This window comes from Sciscionella marina DSM 45152, assembly GCF_000379465.1.
Lineage (GTDB): Bacteria > Actinomycetota > Actinomycetes > Mycobacteriales > Pseudonocardiaceae > Sciscionella > Sciscionella marina.
This window is the reverse complement of record NZ_KB905465.1, coordinates 190,349-205,195: the sequence shown is the minus strand read 5'-3', so window position 1 is coordinate 205,195 and position 14,847 is coordinate 190,349. Positions and strand designations below refer to the sequence as shown.

14 protein-coding genes and 1 pseudogene are annotated in these 14,847 nt (G+C 66.4%); 2 read left to right on the top strand and 13 right to left on the bottom strand.

All coding sequences use genetic code 11. The features are described 5' to 3' along the window. Positions 1-116: 116 nt before the first annotated feature. The 11 genes and pseudogenes from A37U_RS0141455 to A37U_RS47935 form a co-directional block, all read right to left on the bottom strand. On the bottom strand, positions 117-902 hold the full coding sequence (locus A37U_RS0141455) for a DeoR/GlpR family DNA-binding transcription regulator (protein ID WP_020502557.1): 786 nt from the start codon (positions 900-902) through the stop codon (positions 117-119). Positions 903-1,107: 205 nt separating this feature from the next. Beyond that, positions 1,108-1,449 (bottom strand): annotated as a pseudogene (locus tag A37U_RS0141450) (transposase); the annotation flags it as partial. Positions 1,450-1,576: 127 nt separating this feature from the next. Then, positions 1,577-2,392, bottom strand: coding sequence for an ABC transporter ATP-binding protein (locus A37U_RS47950; protein WP_020502555.1), 816 nt, complete (start codon positions 2,390-2,392; stop codon positions 1,577-1,579). Beyond that, positions 2,392-3,375 carry an ABC transporter ATP-binding protein gene (locus tag A37U_RS0141440; protein ID WP_020502554.1) on the bottom strand — a complete coding sequence of 328 codons (984 nt, stop codon included), beginning with the start codon at positions 3,373-3,375 and terminating at the stop codon, positions 2,392-2,394. Before A37U_RS0141440 ends, A37U_RS47950 begins: the two co-directional genes overlap by 1 nt. Beyond that, positions 3,375-4,226 (bottom strand): ABC transporter permease, encoded by an 852-nt coding sequence (locus A37U_RS47945; protein ID WP_020502553.1) that lies wholly within the window; start codon positions 4,224-4,226, stop codon positions 3,375-3,377. Before A37U_RS47945 ends, A37U_RS0141440 begins: the two co-directional genes overlap by 1 nt. After that, positions 4,223-5,149: an ABC transporter permease gene (locus A37U_RS0141430; RefSeq protein ID WP_020502552.1), complete on the bottom strand. Its 927-nt coding sequence runs from the start codon at positions 5,147-5,149 to the stop codon at positions 4,223-4,225. Before A37U_RS0141430 ends, A37U_RS47945 begins: the two co-directional genes overlap by 4 nt. Positions 5,150-5,201: 52 nt before the next feature. Beyond that, positions 5,202-6,836 carry an ABC transporter substrate-binding protein gene (locus A37U_RS0141425; RefSeq protein ID WP_020502551.1) on the bottom strand — a complete coding sequence of 545 codons (1,635 nt, stop codon included), beginning with the start codon at positions 6,834-6,836 and terminating at the stop codon, positions 5,202-5,204. Positions 6,837-7,023: 187 nt separating this feature from the next. Beyond that, entirely contained in the window at positions 7,024-7,806 is a 783-nt protein-coding gene (locus A37U_RS0141420) for an IclR family transcriptional regulator (RefSeq protein WP_040590148.1), read from the bottom strand. A 705-nt stretch (positions 7,807-8,511) separates the two neighbouring features. Further along, complete coding sequence (locus A37U_RS0141415) at positions 8,512-9,546, bottom strand: endonuclease/exonuclease/phosphatase family protein (RefSeq protein ID WP_020502549.1); 1,035 nt, start codon at positions 9,544-9,546, stop codon at positions 8,512-8,514. Between the two features lie 200 nt (positions 9,547-9,746). After that, a complete protein-coding gene (locus tag A37U_RS47940; RefSeq protein WP_157183371.1) occupies positions 9,747-10,271 on the bottom strand; it encodes a hypothetical protein in 525 nt (174 codons plus the stop codon). Between the two features lie 32 nt (positions 10,272-10,303). Then, positions 10,304-10,858 (bottom strand): NlpC/P60 family protein, encoded by a 555-nt coding sequence (locus tag A37U_RS47935; RefSeq protein ID WP_157183370.1) that lies wholly within the window; start codon positions 10,856-10,858, stop codon positions 10,304-10,306. Positions 10,859-11,110: 252 nt separating this feature from the next. Here A37U_RS47935 and A37U_RS0141400 point away from each other — a divergent pair, with 252 nt between their 5' ends. Next, positions 11,111-12,022 carry a DUF2690 domain-containing protein gene (locus A37U_RS0141400; protein WP_020502546.1) on the top strand — a complete coding sequence of 304 codons (912 nt, stop codon included), beginning with the start codon at positions 11,111-11,113 and terminating at the stop codon, positions 12,020-12,022. 275 nt (positions 12,023-12,297) lie between these two features. On the opposite strand, the gene A37U_RS54740 is transcribed toward A37U_RS0141400, so the two are convergent. Both A37U_RS54740 and A37U_RS52485 read right to left on the bottom strand, forming a co-directional pair. Further along, the gene (locus A37U_RS54740; RefSeq protein WP_157183369.1) at positions 12,298-12,807 is read right to left on the bottom strand and encodes a hypothetical protein; all 510 of its coding nucleotides are present in this window, start codon (positions 12,805-12,807) and stop codon (positions 12,298-12,300) included. 324 nt (positions 12,808-13,131) lie between these two features. After that, on the bottom strand, positions 13,132-13,278 hold the full coding sequence (locus tag A37U_RS52485) for a hypothetical protein (RefSeq protein WP_157183368.1): 147 nt from the start codon (positions 13,276-13,278) through the stop codon (positions 13,132-13,134). Between A37U_RS52485 and A37U_RS0141385 the strand changes: the two genes are divergently transcribed. Further along, the gene (locus A37U_RS0141385) at positions 13,258-14,784 is read left to right on the top strand and encodes a catalase (protein WP_020502543.1); all 1,527 of its coding nucleotides are present in this window, start codon (positions 13,258-13,260) and stop codon (positions 14,782-14,784) included. The two genes, A37U_RS52485 and A37U_RS0141385, sit on opposite strands and share 21 nt — an antisense overlap. Positions 14,785-14,847 lie beyond the last annotated feature (63 nt).

Below are 14,847 nucleotides of genomic sequence, written 5' to 3'. Positions count from 1 at the left end.
TGACGAGTAGTGAACTGTGGACCAGTGCCGAGCGGATTCTCGTCTCGCTCCACTTCATTCGTGACGGCGAGAACGGCCGTCACTCACTGCGCGGACCGGGGCAGGGAACCGTTCACTCAGGACTCCGCGCGGCCGAGATGGCGGGACAGTTCAATCTGCAGGCCGGTCCCGCGCAGCGCGGCGATCTTTTCCCGCGGTGCGCCGGAGTCGGTGACGAGCACGTCGACGCTGTCCAGCGGGGCGAACACGGACATGAACGAGTTCTCCATTTTCGTGTTGTCGGCGAGCACGACCACTTTCTTGGCGCACTTGACCATGGCGCGCTTGATGGCCGATTCGAAGGAATTCGGGGTGGAGAATCCTCTGGTCGGCGAAATCCCGTCGGTGCCGATGAACGCGACATCCACATCGAGGGAATCGAGCTGCTCGAGTGCCCAGTGATCGACCGTGGCCAGGCTCGAGGGCCGGAGGCGGCCGCCGAGCAGGTGGACCGTGAGCAGCGGCAGCCGGACCATGGACTCGCCGATCGGCAGGGCATTGGTGATGACGGTGAGTTCCCGGTCCTCCGGGATCGCCGCGGCGAGTTGTGCGGTCGTCGTGCTCGCGTCGATCAGGATCGTGCCGGTTCGCGGAAGCAGGGCGACAGCACGCTTTCCGATCGCGCGTTTCGCGCTCGCCATGATGTCGGGGCGCTCGGCCAGGCCGGGTACCGGGTTGACGAACTCGACCGGTACGGCCCCGCCATGTACGCGGCGGAGTATGTTCTGTTGTTCCAACAGGGTGAGATCACGGCGGACGGTTTCGGTGGTGACCCTGATGGTGGCGGCGAGGCTCGCCACGTCGACGCTGCCGTGTTTCTGTGCTTCCTGCACGATGAATTGCCGGCGTTCGAGAGCGAACATCTCGTCGTCTCCCAATCTCGGACGGAAGCTCACGACCTCCCTGGAACCGCTTGGCTCAGGGCATGACCCGCCCATGTTGTTTTACCTTGTTCTCTGTGGGATGTCAAGGCGTGCTCATGGCTAAGTAGGCATGGTTACCTGTGAAAACAGCCAACCGAGGCGACGCTGCCGCCGGGTTGGCTGATCAGCAGGCCGACTGCCTCCCGGCGCGTACGGAGACGTTGTCCAGGATCGTCTGGTACCAGTCGATGAGGCACTGGCAGCTCAGTTCCCCGCGCACCGCATGATCGAGCGCGGACCACAGCCCGGCCTCGGTCCATTCGCAGAATCGGCGATGTGCGGTGGGAACGGTGACCCCGAACAACGGCGGGAGGTGTCGCCAGGCGCAGCCGGTGGTCACGATGAACACGATCGCGGTGAACACGGTTCGATCGCCGACGCGGGTCCGCCCTCCGCCCTGCGGGCGTGGGTGGCCTGCCGGGAGCAGCGGCTCGATCACGAGCCACATCTCGTCCGGCACCAGTCGCCGGGACAGTTCGGCGAGCAGTTCGGGGTCCCGGGTGCGGCTGAGGACAGCGGTCATACCCGGGAGATTAGGGGAGACCGGGGCCGGAGCGGGGCCCGTGAGCGACAAGCCCTGTCCGATAACCGCCACCCGGAACCCGGGCTCTCGTTCAAGCCCCGGTGAGGAAGGTCAGGTCCTGGTGTCGTGGTGGCACGGGCCTTTCGGAGCTGAGTTCGCTGGCCCGGGAGGTGTCCACGAGACCGGCGACGTATTCGTCGAGCGGCCCGCTCGGCGTGAGCAGCTCGTGCACATCGCCGTAGAATCGGGTGGTTCCCTTGCGCAGCACGAGAATGTCGTCCGCGAGGACCTTGGCGACGGCGAGGTCGTGCGTGACGAGCACCATGGCGAAGCGATGCTGTTCCTGGAGTTCGAGCAGCAGGTTGATGATCTGTGCCTGCACGGAGACATCGAGCGCGGAGGTGGGTTCGTCGCAGAGCAGCACATCCGGTGCGGGCGCGAGCGCCCGCGCCACCACCACGCGTTGCAGCTGTCCGCCGGAGAAGGCACGTGGCCGTTCCGCGGCCCGGGACGGGTTGATGCCGACCAGCGAGAGCAGTTCCCGCACCCGGCTCCGCCGCTGCCCGCGAGCGGTTCCGCGCAGTGGCTCGGCGATGCTCGATCCGATGCTGCGCATGGGATCGAGCGCATCGGAGGGATTCTGGAAGACCATCTGCACCGGGCTGGTGTGCCCGGGCCGCGGTACGAGTGGCTTGCCGTGGATGAGAATTTCCCCGGAGGACGGTTTCTCCAGACCGGCGACGCAGCGGATGAGCGTGGTCTTTCCGGCGCCACTTTCCCCGACCACGGCCGTCGTGTATCCCGGGAGCACGGTGAACGACACCGTGTCCAGGGCGGGCCGGACCGCGCGGGAACCGAAGGTCTTCGTGATCCCGGCTACTTCGATGGCGGGTGTGTCGATGAACATCAGTGCACCTCCTGGGTGGCGAAGTGGCAGGCGACCCCGCGTTCGGGTCCGGCGATGAATTCGGGCTGTTCGAGTGCGCACCGTTCCCGGACCTCGGGGCAGCGCGGATGGAAACAGCACCCACTCGGTAGTTGCCCGGGTAACGGTGGTTCCCCGCCGACCGTGGGCAAGGCGGTGCGGCGCGGACTGTCCAGGCCGAGAGAGCAGGAGATCAGCGTGCTCGTGTACGGGTGCGCGGGTGCGCCGAGGATGTCCGCGGTGGGCCCGTATTCGGCGAGCCGGCCCGCGTAGAGCACGGCGATGCTGTCGCAGAACCGGCTGACCAGACCGAGATCGTGGGAGATCAGCACGATCGCGGTGCCGTCCTCGCGGGCGACGGAGCGCACCAGGTCGAGTGCCTCGACCCGCAGGTTCGCGTCGAGCGCGGATGTCGGTTCGTCGACGAGCAGTACCTTGGGCGCGGGCATCAGGGTCAGGGCCAGTGCGACGCGCTGGCTCATCCCGCCGGAGAGCTGATGCGGGTAGAGCCGGAAGACGGAATCCGTCTCGTCGAGCCCGAGATGGCGGCACAAACCGGTGGCGCGGGTGATGGCCTGTTCCTTGGTCATGATCCCGTTGTGCACCACCGCTTCGATCAGTTGCGGGCCGATGCGTTTGATCGGATCGAAGGCTCCCATGGGGTTCTGCAGCATGAGCCCGGCGGTCCGGCCCCGATGCCGGGCGAGTTCTCCCGGCCGCGCAAGGGAAAGCCATTCCCCGCCGCCGAACCGGACCCGCCCGGTGGCATGCAGCGCGCGCGGCTGCAGGCCGAGGATGGCGCGCGCGGTCATGGTTTTTCCCGCGCCGGTCTCGCCGAGCAGGCCGAGCAGTTCTCCGGCGCGCACGGACAGGTTCACCTCGGTGACGATCCGGGTGCCCGTGTTCGTCAGCACGGTGAGGTCTTTCACGCCCAGTGCCTCGGTGTGCGGTGTTCCGGTGGTCATCACACATCTCCTGAGTCGAGGTGGAAGCGGTCCCGCAGGCCGTCGCCGATCAGATTGGTCGCCACCACCAGGAGCACGATCATGACGCCGGGGAAGGTCGCTATCCACCAGTCGCTGGTGAGTTCGTTGCGGCCCTGGGAAATCAGGTAACCGAGGCTCACGGTCGGCGGTTCCAGACCCAGGCCGAGGAAGGACAGCGCCGATTCGGCCAGCATGACGAATCCGATGTGCAGCGAGGCGTACACGATGATGGGTGTGGTGCAGGCCGGGACGAAGTGGCCGAAGGCGATACCGAGCCTGCGGGTACCGGCGAGCCGGGCTGCCGCGATGTATCCGCGCTCGCGTTCGGTGAGCACCCGCGCCCGCACCAGCCGCGCGTAGGGAACCCAGCTCACCGAGGCCAGCAGCACGATGAGCACCGGGATGTTGCGGGTGATCACCATCGAAGCCGCCAGGAAGATCAGCAATGGCGGCACCGCGAGCTGCAGATCCACCAGCCGCATCAGCACCGCGTCCGCCCAGCCGCCCGCGTATCCGGCGAAAGTGCCGACCAGCACCCCGACGAGGGCACTGACCACGACCACGGTCAGGCCGACCGACAGCGAGGTGGTGATACCGCTCGCACACCAGGTGAACACATCGCGGCCGAGCAGGTCGGTGCCGAACGGGTGCCCCGCCGAGAACGGCGGAAGATTGCCACTGGTCAGCTGCTGGCTGTTCGGGTCCGGCAGGAAAAAACGCGCGATCAGGGAAAGCAGGATCAGCCCGCCGAGGAGAATTCCTCCCGCACGCAGCGAGGCGGCACCCGCTTTGGCCGGGACACGGAACAATCGCAGGGGAATCGCCGTCATGAGACACCTACCCGCACACGTGGATCGGCCGCGAGCACGATCAGGTCCGCGGCGAGGTTGAGCAGGACATAGAACGTGGCCACGATGATGATGACCGTTTGCACGACCGTGAAATCGCGCGCCTGGACCGCGGAGACCGTCAGGTTTCCGATTCCCGGCCAGGAGAAGATGGTTTCCACGATGAGGCTGCCGCCGATGAGGTGGCCGAGCTGCAGGGCGCCGAAGGTCGCGCTGGGACCGGCGGTGTTCGGCAGCACGTGCCGGTAGAGAATGAACCGCTCGGTCAGCCCCCGCGCACGCATGGCGTCCACGAATTCACCGGAGAGCACGTCGAGCAACTGGCCGCGGACGATGCGGAACAGCATCGGCACCATCGGAATCGCGAGCGAGACCACCGGCAGTATCAGCGAGGATGTGCTGTAGAAACCGAAACTGGGAAACAGCCGCAGCTGCACCGAGAACAGCAGGATCATCATGAGTGCCAACCAGAACTCGGGCATTCCCTGCAGTACTCCGATCACGCGGCGCAGCAGGCGATCGGAGCGCCGTTCCCGATGCCGCACGCTGAAGATCGCCAGCAGCACGGCGATGAGCACCGCGAGGGCCATCGCGAGCAGCACGAGCACGAGGGTGTTGGGCAATGCCCGGAGCACGAGGCCGATCGCGCTGTCATCGGTGCGATACGACTTCCCGAAGTCCCCGGTCACCACGCCCTCGAGAAAACTCAGGAATCGTTCCGGCATCGGCCGGTCATAACCGAGTTTCGCGTTGAGCACCGCGCGCTGCGCCGGGGTGAGGGAATCGCCACCGAGGACATCCGCGGGTTTGCCGATCACATTGGTGAGCAGGAAACTGATCGCGACGGCACCGAAGAGGACGATGATTCCCTGGGCGAGGCGGCCGAGCACATAACGTTTGATCATGGTGGGGTTCCTTAGGCATGGTCATGCCACGGATCGAGGAGCCGAACCGCGCTCAACGGGAAAGGTAGACCGAGCGGTATTCCGGGATCAGCCCGTCCTGCGGCGGCACGAATCCCTGGACGTCGGCGCGATGCGCGTTCAGTGCCGTCTGCGCGTAGAGCGTTATCACGGGTTCGAGGTCCGCCACCCGATTCTCGATGTCCTCGAACAACCGTTCCCGCGCGGGCCCGTCCGGCGTGTTGAGCACCTGTTTGCCGAGATCGGTTATCTGCGGATCGTTGAGCTGGTTCTCCCGCGGAAGGCATTTCAGCGCGATGCAGTGCGCGGCCCCGCCGGTGACGAAGGTTCGGGTGCCGACCATGCCGTGCCACGGCCGGGGTCCGGGCGCCTGGTCGGTCATCACCTTGGTGAGTTCGCCGCCCGGTTTGGAGAGCACGGTGAGATCGATGCCGACCTTCTTGGCCATTCCGGAAATCGCCTGGGCGAGCTGTTCGCCCGGTCCGATGACGTCCTTGGAGAAGGCGATGGTGATGGGCACCGGTGTGCGCAGTCCGCTTTCCGCGATGAGTTTCCGCGCGCGGCCCGGGTCGTAGGTGTTGGCGTCCGTGGGTTCCTGATAGCCGTAGACGCCGGGCGCGACCCAGCTGTCGCTCGGTTTGCCGCCGACACCGCGCAATACGCTCTTGATCAGCGCCTGCCGGTCGATGGCGCAGGCCAATGCCTGGCGCAGTTTGACGTTGTCCATCGGCGGGGTCTTGGTGAACAGGAACAGCCTGCTCGTCGTCCACGCCTGGTTCTTGGTGACCACCATGTTCGGATCTCCCCGCAGGGTGACCGAATCCGTCGGCGTGAGCTGCAGGACCAGATCCACGCTGCCCGAACGCAGCGCCGCGATCCGGCTGTCCTGGTCGGGAATGATGAGGAATTCCAGCCGCTGGAGATAGGGGCCTCCGCTGTGTTGCCAGTAGTCCGGATTCGCTTCCAGGATGACGCTCTGCGCGGTCCGGTAGCTGACGAACCGGAACGGTCCGGTTCCCGCGGGTTTCTGTTTGATCGCCGATTCCCCGGCGGCGAGCAGTTTGGGGGAGAGCAGTTTCTGTGCCGCCACGTTCCTGGCCATATCGGGAAACGGGGTCGGCATGGTGACCCGCAGAACATGCGGATCGGACACATCGTAGGTCGCGTTGTCGGGAAGGAACCGGCCGGTGGACCCACCGCTGTTCTTCGCGTACTCGAAGGAGGCCTTCACCGAGGCGGAGGTGAAATCCGCGCCATCGTGGAACTGCACTCCCCGCCGCAGCCGGAAGATCCATTCGCGGGTGTCGGGCGAGGACTCGTAGCTTTCGGCCAGCTGGGGTTCCAGCTCGTTCGTCCCGGTGCGATAGTGCACCAGGCTCTCGTAGATATTGTGCTTGAGGATGCCGAGGTCGGCGATATTGGAGACGATCGTCGGATCCAGGCTCTGCGGTTCGGCGTTGTTGGCGATCCGCAGCACTCCGGTCGGTTTGCTCGGTGGCGGGCTCGACGGCCGGTTCGCGGGCGCACTGCCGAGCGAGCATCCGGACAGCGCCGGAATGCCGACCGCGATCCCCATGCCGGTGGCCACGCTGAGCCGGAGCACCCGCCTGCGGCTGAGATCCTGCAGCACGGGAGAGATTTCGCGATCGGGTAACGAGGTGAATGTCATCAGGACGACTCCATTGTCGGCAGTGGGACTGTGCGGGGAACAACGGATCAGGGTCCGGCCGGATCAAGGCATGGCTGCGCCCTTCGGTGAATGCCGGGAACAATGAAACGGCCTTGGTTGCCGAGCAGTACGGTCGGTTGATCGGGGATCGGAGTGGTGCGGGTCTAGCGCGCCCGCGGCTGATGTCTCATACCGCCGCCTCCTGTCTCAATTGGTCGAAAGCGCGCCGCCATTGCTGGTAGCGGTTCGCGCAGTAGCCCATGCTCTGGGACAGGGCCTGGCCCGCGGCCAGCAGCGCGGGTGTCGCGTGCTCCCGCCGGGCGGCGGTCCAGCGCTGGCCCGGTCCGGCGATGGTGAGCGAGCCGAAGATGCCGTTGGCGTCGAACACCGGAACCGACACCGCGCTGGCGCCGGGAACATGGTCGACATCCGAGGAGAAGTATCCGATCCGCGCCACGGAGATGAGCTGTGTTGCCAGGATGTCGGCCTCGGGCGGATCGAGCGTGGCCAGCAGGGCATCCCGTTGCGGACCGTCGACGAACGCCATGATCGCCTTTCCCGATGGCCCGTACGGGAGAAAGAAGGATTCACCGATCGGCAGGATCCGGCGGATCACCTCCTGGCTCTCCAGACCGGCGACGGTGACCCGGTGATCCCCGGTGCGGCGGTTGAATCCGATGGTCTCGCCGGTCTGGTCGCGCAGTTTCGTCAGCAGGGGCAGCAGTATCGATTGGAAGCGGTTGTTGAGCACGGCGGTGGCACCGAGCCGGGCCAGGATCGGCCCGATGCTGAACAGCCTCGAGCGGTGATCCCGGACCAGCCATCCCCGTTGGACGAGCAGGGCCAGCAAACGTGAGCACGTCGACTTGTCCAGGCCGAGCTGACCCGCGACCGACATCGCGCTGACCGGTTCCCCACTGGCAGCCACGTGATCCAGAACCACGAGCACTTTGTCTGCTGCCTGACTCATTGTCGTGTCCTCTCATTCTGTGAGAATGTCTCTCATAACCAAGGACGGCTAGCAGATTAAGTTGAAAGTACGGCTCCTGGCAAGACGCCGTCTTAGAAATGAGACATCGAAATAAATTGCTCAGGTCGTGATACCCGAAGGCTGAATCATCATCTTGTACTTTTCATCGAAACCGCGCGCTCTGTCGGCTCGATGTGTGCAACCGGCCGGGTCAGGGAGCCGATCTCGCACCCTCGGCCATCGGCTGGCCATCCGGTTCGAGCTCCATCCAGATTCAACGGTTCGGCCGGAGGCAGAAGAAAGTGTCATTATCGTTCGATCGAACTTCAAGTAAGAAGGAATCCGAAACGCCGTCGACAGGCCATTCGGAAATCTCCGTTGCAAAATGTGCGGCCCGAATTCGGGTCGGCGGATGCCGAACGCCATGCCGAGGTCGGCCGCCCGTTGGACCGGCCCCGTTCGGTGCTGATCGGGAAACCGTGTCCACCGAGCACCGGGGCCAGCGGCCGGAGTCGGACCCGGTGGGTCTCGAGTTGCCTTATCGAGCGCAGTCGGCGGATGACGAGGGCGCGGCCTCATGGCGCCGGTCTGTGCGGACCGCGGTGCCGATCCAGCGGCGCGGCCGAGCCTTTCGCGCTGACGCGTGACGGTCGGCCAGCTTCGAGTGGAGTCCGGTGATGGCGCACGATCACCGGTGACGGCCGCTCAACCCGGGAAGGTCACCGTGTCGACGACCGGTTTGTGGTCGGAACTCGACACGTGCTTGTCGGTCACGTAGCACTTCGACGCGGCGTCCTTGTCGGTGAACAGGTAATCGAGTTTCCGTGTCACCTTGCCGTCTGCGTTCTGGTAGGTGTTCTCGCCGTTGCGTTTCCCGCCGTGGGCGCCCTGGTCGCATTCGGCGTACTGGGCGTAGGCCGGTGCGAGGGTGCTGGCGTTGCCCGATCCGTAGTCCCCGTCGGGCGCGGCCTGGTTCAGGTCACCGCCGAAGAGCACTCGCTTGTATGCCGCGCCGCCGACGCCCTGTTTCGCATAGCTCATCAGGTCCTTCACTTGCGCGGCCTGTGCGGAGCGATACACGGCCGGATCGGCGGCCTTGTCGCTCAGTGGGGTCAGATGGGTGCCGCAGACGGTGGTCTTCCAGTCGGCGACCGAGGCGCAGACGGCGGCCTGACGCACATTCCAGTATCCGTAGACGTCCTTGTGCCTGTTGTCGATCGGCTGGTGGGCATCCGGGTAATAACGGGCCTGGAAGTTCGCGTCGGCGCGCACCCCTACGGCGATACCGAAGCTCCCGCGGCTCTTCTTGGTCTTCGTGTCCGCGGCGCATCGCCGATCCGTCACGGCGCTGCCCGGTTTGCCGCCCGAACCCTGGAACCGGATCGGTGCGAACTTCCAATGCCAGCCGGAAAGACCACTTTTCGCGAGCTGCTGGATGTCCACGGAGCAAACCTCCTGGAGGAAGAGCACACGCGTGTCCGGCTGGTTCTTGGCGATCCGGTCGTGGATCGTGGCGACCACCTCGTCGGTCCGGCGACCGATGCGGCACCGGTTGTCGCCCTTCGCCGGTTTCGTGTTCGCGCATGCGTTCCAGGTCATCGCCTTGACCGGGAGCGCGCTCGCCGTCACCCCGTCGGCCGTCGCGCCTGCCGGGGCCGCGGTCACACCGGCCGTCATGGCCGCCGCCGCGCACACCACAAGCAGGTTCCGGGACGTCGATCGAATCACCGTACCGCGCATCAGTTCTCCCTACCCCAGAATGACTGTTTCCCCTGAACGAGCACCGACTATGCCACGGCGGGCACGGTCCGGCGAGTTTTCGGCCGATGCCTCGCGCGCACTGCGCCGGGCGAATGGATCCACGATACGGACCTGCGGTTCCGGCCACGGGTCGGAAATGGCCGGAACCGCTGTGTGTTTCCGGGTGTGGCCGGTACCGGTCACCAGTCGGACGCGGGGGCGGCCTTTTCCGGAACACGAGTGTTGTACCAGTGTTTCCCATGCCCGTAGTGGCTGGCGGCCCACGGCGATGTCCAGATCGCCTTGGCGGTGGTGCCCGGCGGTTTCGAGGCTTTCAGGTCGGCGGTGATGTGTCGGTAGTCCGGCCCCTCGCGCAGGGTCTTGGCGGCGTAGTACGCCGCCGAACGCAGGTTGTCGTAGCTGCCGAGTCCGGCACCCCCTCCGGTGCCGTTGCCGTCGTTGAGGGGGTTGATGTGGTGGTGGTCGGGGTTGCCGCCGGTCCACCAGTGGCCGATGTCGTTCTGTTCGGATGCCATCCACTGCGTCAGCACGGTGAGGTTGTCCTGGCTCTGCGGCCAGTGCCCCTCGTGCAGGACACGCTGTGCCCAGTCGTAGTTGGTCGGTGTGGTGGCCGCGGCGCTCGGCTCTGCGCCGAGCACCGCGGCCGCTGCGGCGATACCGAACGTAACGGCCATGAGGCGGCGGGGGAGATGTGCGGTGTTCATCGGTGATACCTCCGGTGGCGCCAAGGCCGTGGTCAGCTGATGTGCTTGTAGCGGTAGGGCTTGAGCGTGGCCCCGGAAGACATGTGTTCGGGGTAGCGGTAGGTCTTCTCGTGCGGGTACGCGGGCGCGGATCCGCCCTGGCTCAGATGTCCCTGTTCAGCCACCGTCACCTTGGTGTGCTTGGCGTCGGCCCACTTCACGAAGAGCTGCACGTGCCCGGCCTGCCCGCCGGTCCCCGAGCCGAGGTTGCCGAGCAGGTCGCCTTGTTGCAGCTGCGTGGCCTTGATCGGCGTGACGTCACCGGCGAGGCCGACCGTGTTCGGTCCGGGCCCGGGAAGGTGCAGCGCCATGGAGACGAACCCGGAGCAGTCACCGCGGTAGCGGCCCTTGCCGCCGGGGCCGGGGTAGGTGCCGTCGGAGTAGGTGTAGGACTTCTTGCCGATCCAGGCGGCCGCACGCTGCATCACCGTGGCACGGCTGATCGAGGCCGCGGAGTGCTCGTGCGCGGCATGGCCGGTGGCCGCAGCGCCCGCCGGAGCGGTCCCGAGGCTCGCGGCGCCCACCGCCGCCGCCAGTACGGTCCCCACAGTCGCGATCCTTCGTTTGGTCTCGGAGGTCTGCATGGTCGATCCCCAGCCCTTCTGGTCATCTCGCGAATACTGCTGACCGGATCACCATGAACCGGCCTTCGATCCCCGGCAAGGTTCTGACCTGCGATTTGGTTGATGCGGAACGTTTCGTTGTTCCGAGCTGGCGTGATCCGTGCGAGAATTCTCCAGCACGAGGAAGCCCCGTCGCACCTCGCAGGCCGGGGCGGATGAGGGGACGTGAGGACGGCCATGGGGAGTACGGGTCGGCACGGCGGCTGGACCACCCTCGATCCGGCCGTGCCAGACCTGACGCGTCAACTCACCGAGGCGCTGCGTGCCGCGAGTGACCAGGCGGGACGGCCCTCGTTCCGGGAGCTGCGTGCGCGCAGTGTCCGCAGCGGTGCTGCCTTGGTGCTGACCCCGACCACGCTGCACCGCATCTTCACGCCGAACCCGGGCCGCGCGGGTGGGGCGAGCCTGCCGGAATGGGTGTACTACGAAACGCTGCTCGGGCTGCTGGGTGCCGAACCGGGCGACTACCTCGAGCGCTGGGAGGCGGCACAGCAGGAGTGGCGTAACCGCACCCCGGCGGAGGCGAGCACCGAGCCACAACCGGAGTCCGCGGCCGGACCCGTGGCCGGGGAACCGCCACGGCCCCGCCGCCGCTGGCGTGTCCTGACCCCGCTCTCGGTCGCACTCGGGTTGATCGCGCTGGTTGTCATGGGCAGCGCGATCGGTGTGGTGCTCACCCAGTTCCCGGGGCGGCAGTCCACGGCGACCCCCGCACAGCAGGCAGAACAACAGCACCGCCCGCAACCGGACGGCAGCGACCCGAACGCCACCGGCTGTGCCGACACCGCCAGGCTGACCACCTTCTACAGCCACCTCTACCCGCACTGGCCCGTGCAGACGGGACCGCATTCGGCCGCGGTCGTCACCCTGGACTACAGCCCTGCGTGCCGCACGGTGTGGCTGGTGTTGCGCGACGCCAAACCGGGGGCGACAGCCACCCTGTATCGCACCGGTGCGGACCCGGCGACGCTGACCTGCCGCGCCGGGCCGGACGGCTCGTGTTCGACCGCGCAGCTCAACGATGTCCGAGCGCACAGCTACGGGACCGCGCGGTCCGAGCAGTACTACGCCCGCACGCGCACCATCTAGCCAGGCGGGCGAGGTCACCGTCCAAGCCGCGCCGAAACGTGGATGGTGCCAGGGGAGAGTTCGGCGGCCTCGGCACGCCGAGCAGGCTGACCTGCGCCGGCCGCATTGCCGTGATCACACGGTTCTCGGCGGTGCTCACCGGGAACCGCTCCGCGCCGGGCGGTGTTCGCCGAGGGCAGCGAACCGGTACTTGGAAGGCCGGATCGCACCGCGGGTCTCGACGAAGCCGCACGGGCTGTCGAGTCCTGAATGACGTGCGGCGCTCACGGTCGCGGTCACGCCGCGAGGCGGCCGGAACCGATCCGCGGGTGGGGTTGCCCGGACCGGTCGATCCGTATGGTGGGGTTGGCAGGCAGGACAACGGCAACCGAAAGGAAGGACCGGAAATGCTCGCCGTCACGGACGCCGCCGCGAACGCCATCAACGCTTTGACCGCACAGGATGGTCAACAGCAGGGAAGTGGGCTGCGGTTCGCGATACAGCAGGAGCAAGGATCGGAAGCGCAACTCGCGGTTTCGGTCACGGATGTGCCGGAGCAGAACGATCAGGTGCTCGGTTCCGGGGAAGCCAAGGTATTCCTCGAACCGGAAGCGGCGCAATTCCTGGACGACAAGGTTCTCGATGTCGAACAGGACGATCAAGGTCAGCTCAATTTCGCGGTTTTCCAGCAACCGGAAGGCTGACGAGGCGGCCGGGAACGGCCTCCTGGACAGCGCCGGGGTGGCGTGCGGATGCCGTTCCACGACACGACTTTCCCGGTAGGCCGATACGTCGCTCGACGACATCGCCCGCCGTCTCCGCGCGCGACGTATCGGCCGGGTGCGATGCGACCAGGTGCCCGGCGGGTGGCGGATCGGCGTCATCGACGATGGGCGTTTCAGCGGAGCAGTGCTGAGCCGTGCTGAGCCCGGTGGGCTGCCCTGTATTCCGCACCGGCGTTCCCGGGTGGTTCGGCACGAGCTCGCCGGTCGGAGCGTGTCCAAGCGGCACACGATGACCTCGCCTGCGTTCGTCTCGGTGCCGTCGGCGGTGTTCGGCCCTGCTGCCACCGATCGCCTTCCGGGACGGATTCGTGCCCTGTCCGGCGTACCTCCGGGAGGAGAGGCCGTTCACCGTGCCGCCAGGGTGAATCGGCGGTCCGGGCGAGTCGTGTTTGCCGGGCCGTGGTCCGGGTACTCCTCGGCCAAGGCCTGTGCGTACTGGCATTCGGCGAGGAGAGAGGACAGCTGATCGCCATGACCGAACTCGACCGTCATTCCACCACCACCGACGCCGGGATCCCTGCCGAGAGCGATGAGCATTCGCTGACGGCCGGGGCCGACGGCCCGATTCTGCTGCAGGACGCCTATCTGATCGAGCAGATGGCACAGTTCAACCGGGAGCGGATTCCGGAGCGACAGCCGCATGCGAAAGGCAGCGGCGCCTTCGGCCGGTTCGAGGTGACCGCCGATGTCAGCCGCTACACCAAGGCGGCGGTTTTCCAGCCCGGCACCACGACAGAGCTGGTAGCCCGGTTCTCGACGGTGGCCGGTGAGCGGGGCAGCCCGGACACCTGGCGGGATCCCCGCGGGTTCGCGCTGAAGTTCTACACCACCGAGGGCAATTATGACATGGTCGGCAATGACACCCCGGTGTTCTTCGTGAAGGACCCGATGAAGTTCCAGCATTTCATCCGGTCCCAGAAGCGCCGCGCGGACAACAACCTGCGCGACCACGATATGCAGTGGGATTTCTGGACCCTGTCCCCGGAGTCGGCGCACCAGGTCACCTGGCTGATGGGCGATCGGGGCATCCCGCGGACCTGGCGGCACATGAATGGCTATACCTCGCACACCTACATGTGGATCAACCGCGAAGGCGAGCGGTTCTGGGTGAAGTACACCTTCAAGACCGACCAGGGCATCGAATTCTTCACCCAGCACGAGGCCGACCAGATGGCCGCGGCGGACACCGACTACCACACCAGGGACCTGTTCGAACACATTCGCGATGGCGAGTATCCGTCTTGGACGATGTACGTGCAGATCATGCCGTACGAGGACGCGGCGACCTATCGGTTCAACCCGTTCGATCTGACCAAGGTGTGGCCGCACGGGGACTATCCGCTCATCGAGGTGGGCAGGATGACCCTTGATCGCAATCCTTCGGACAACCACGCCGAGATCGAGCAGGCGGCGTTCCAGCCGAACAACCTCGTGCCCGGAATCGGCCCCAGCCCGGACCGCATGCTGCTGGCTCGGCTGTTCTCCTACGCTGACGCGCACCGCGCCCGGGTCGGCACGAACTACCAGCAACTGCCGGTCAACGCCCCGCGCGCCACCGAAGCACACTCGTACTCCAAGGACGGGGCGATGCGGTTCTCCCCGGTCAGTGATCCGGTGTACGCGCCCAACTCGAAGGGCGGGCCTGCCGCCGACGTGGCCCGCCACGGAAGCCCGCCGAGCTGGCAGGCCGACGGCGAGATCACCAGGACCGCCTATGTCGCGCATCCCGAGGACGACGACTGGGGACAGGCACGCACCCTGGTCCGCGAGGTGATGGACGAAGCGGCCCGCGAACGTTTGGTGGACAACGTCGCCGGGCACCTGCTCAACGGCGTGACCGCACCCGTTCTCGACCGTGCCTTCGCCTACTGGCGGGCGATCGACCCCGAGATCGGCGACCGGATCCAGGTCACCGTCGAAGCCAAACAGCAGGAGAAGGATCCCAAAGCCGATGAACAGGCCAACCCGGCCCGCCGGTCGATGCAGAGCAAAGCTTAGCTCGTGAGGCCCGGCCGGTCGTGGGTGCGGCTCTCGGCTGAGCAGTCCTTCCGGCTATCGCCG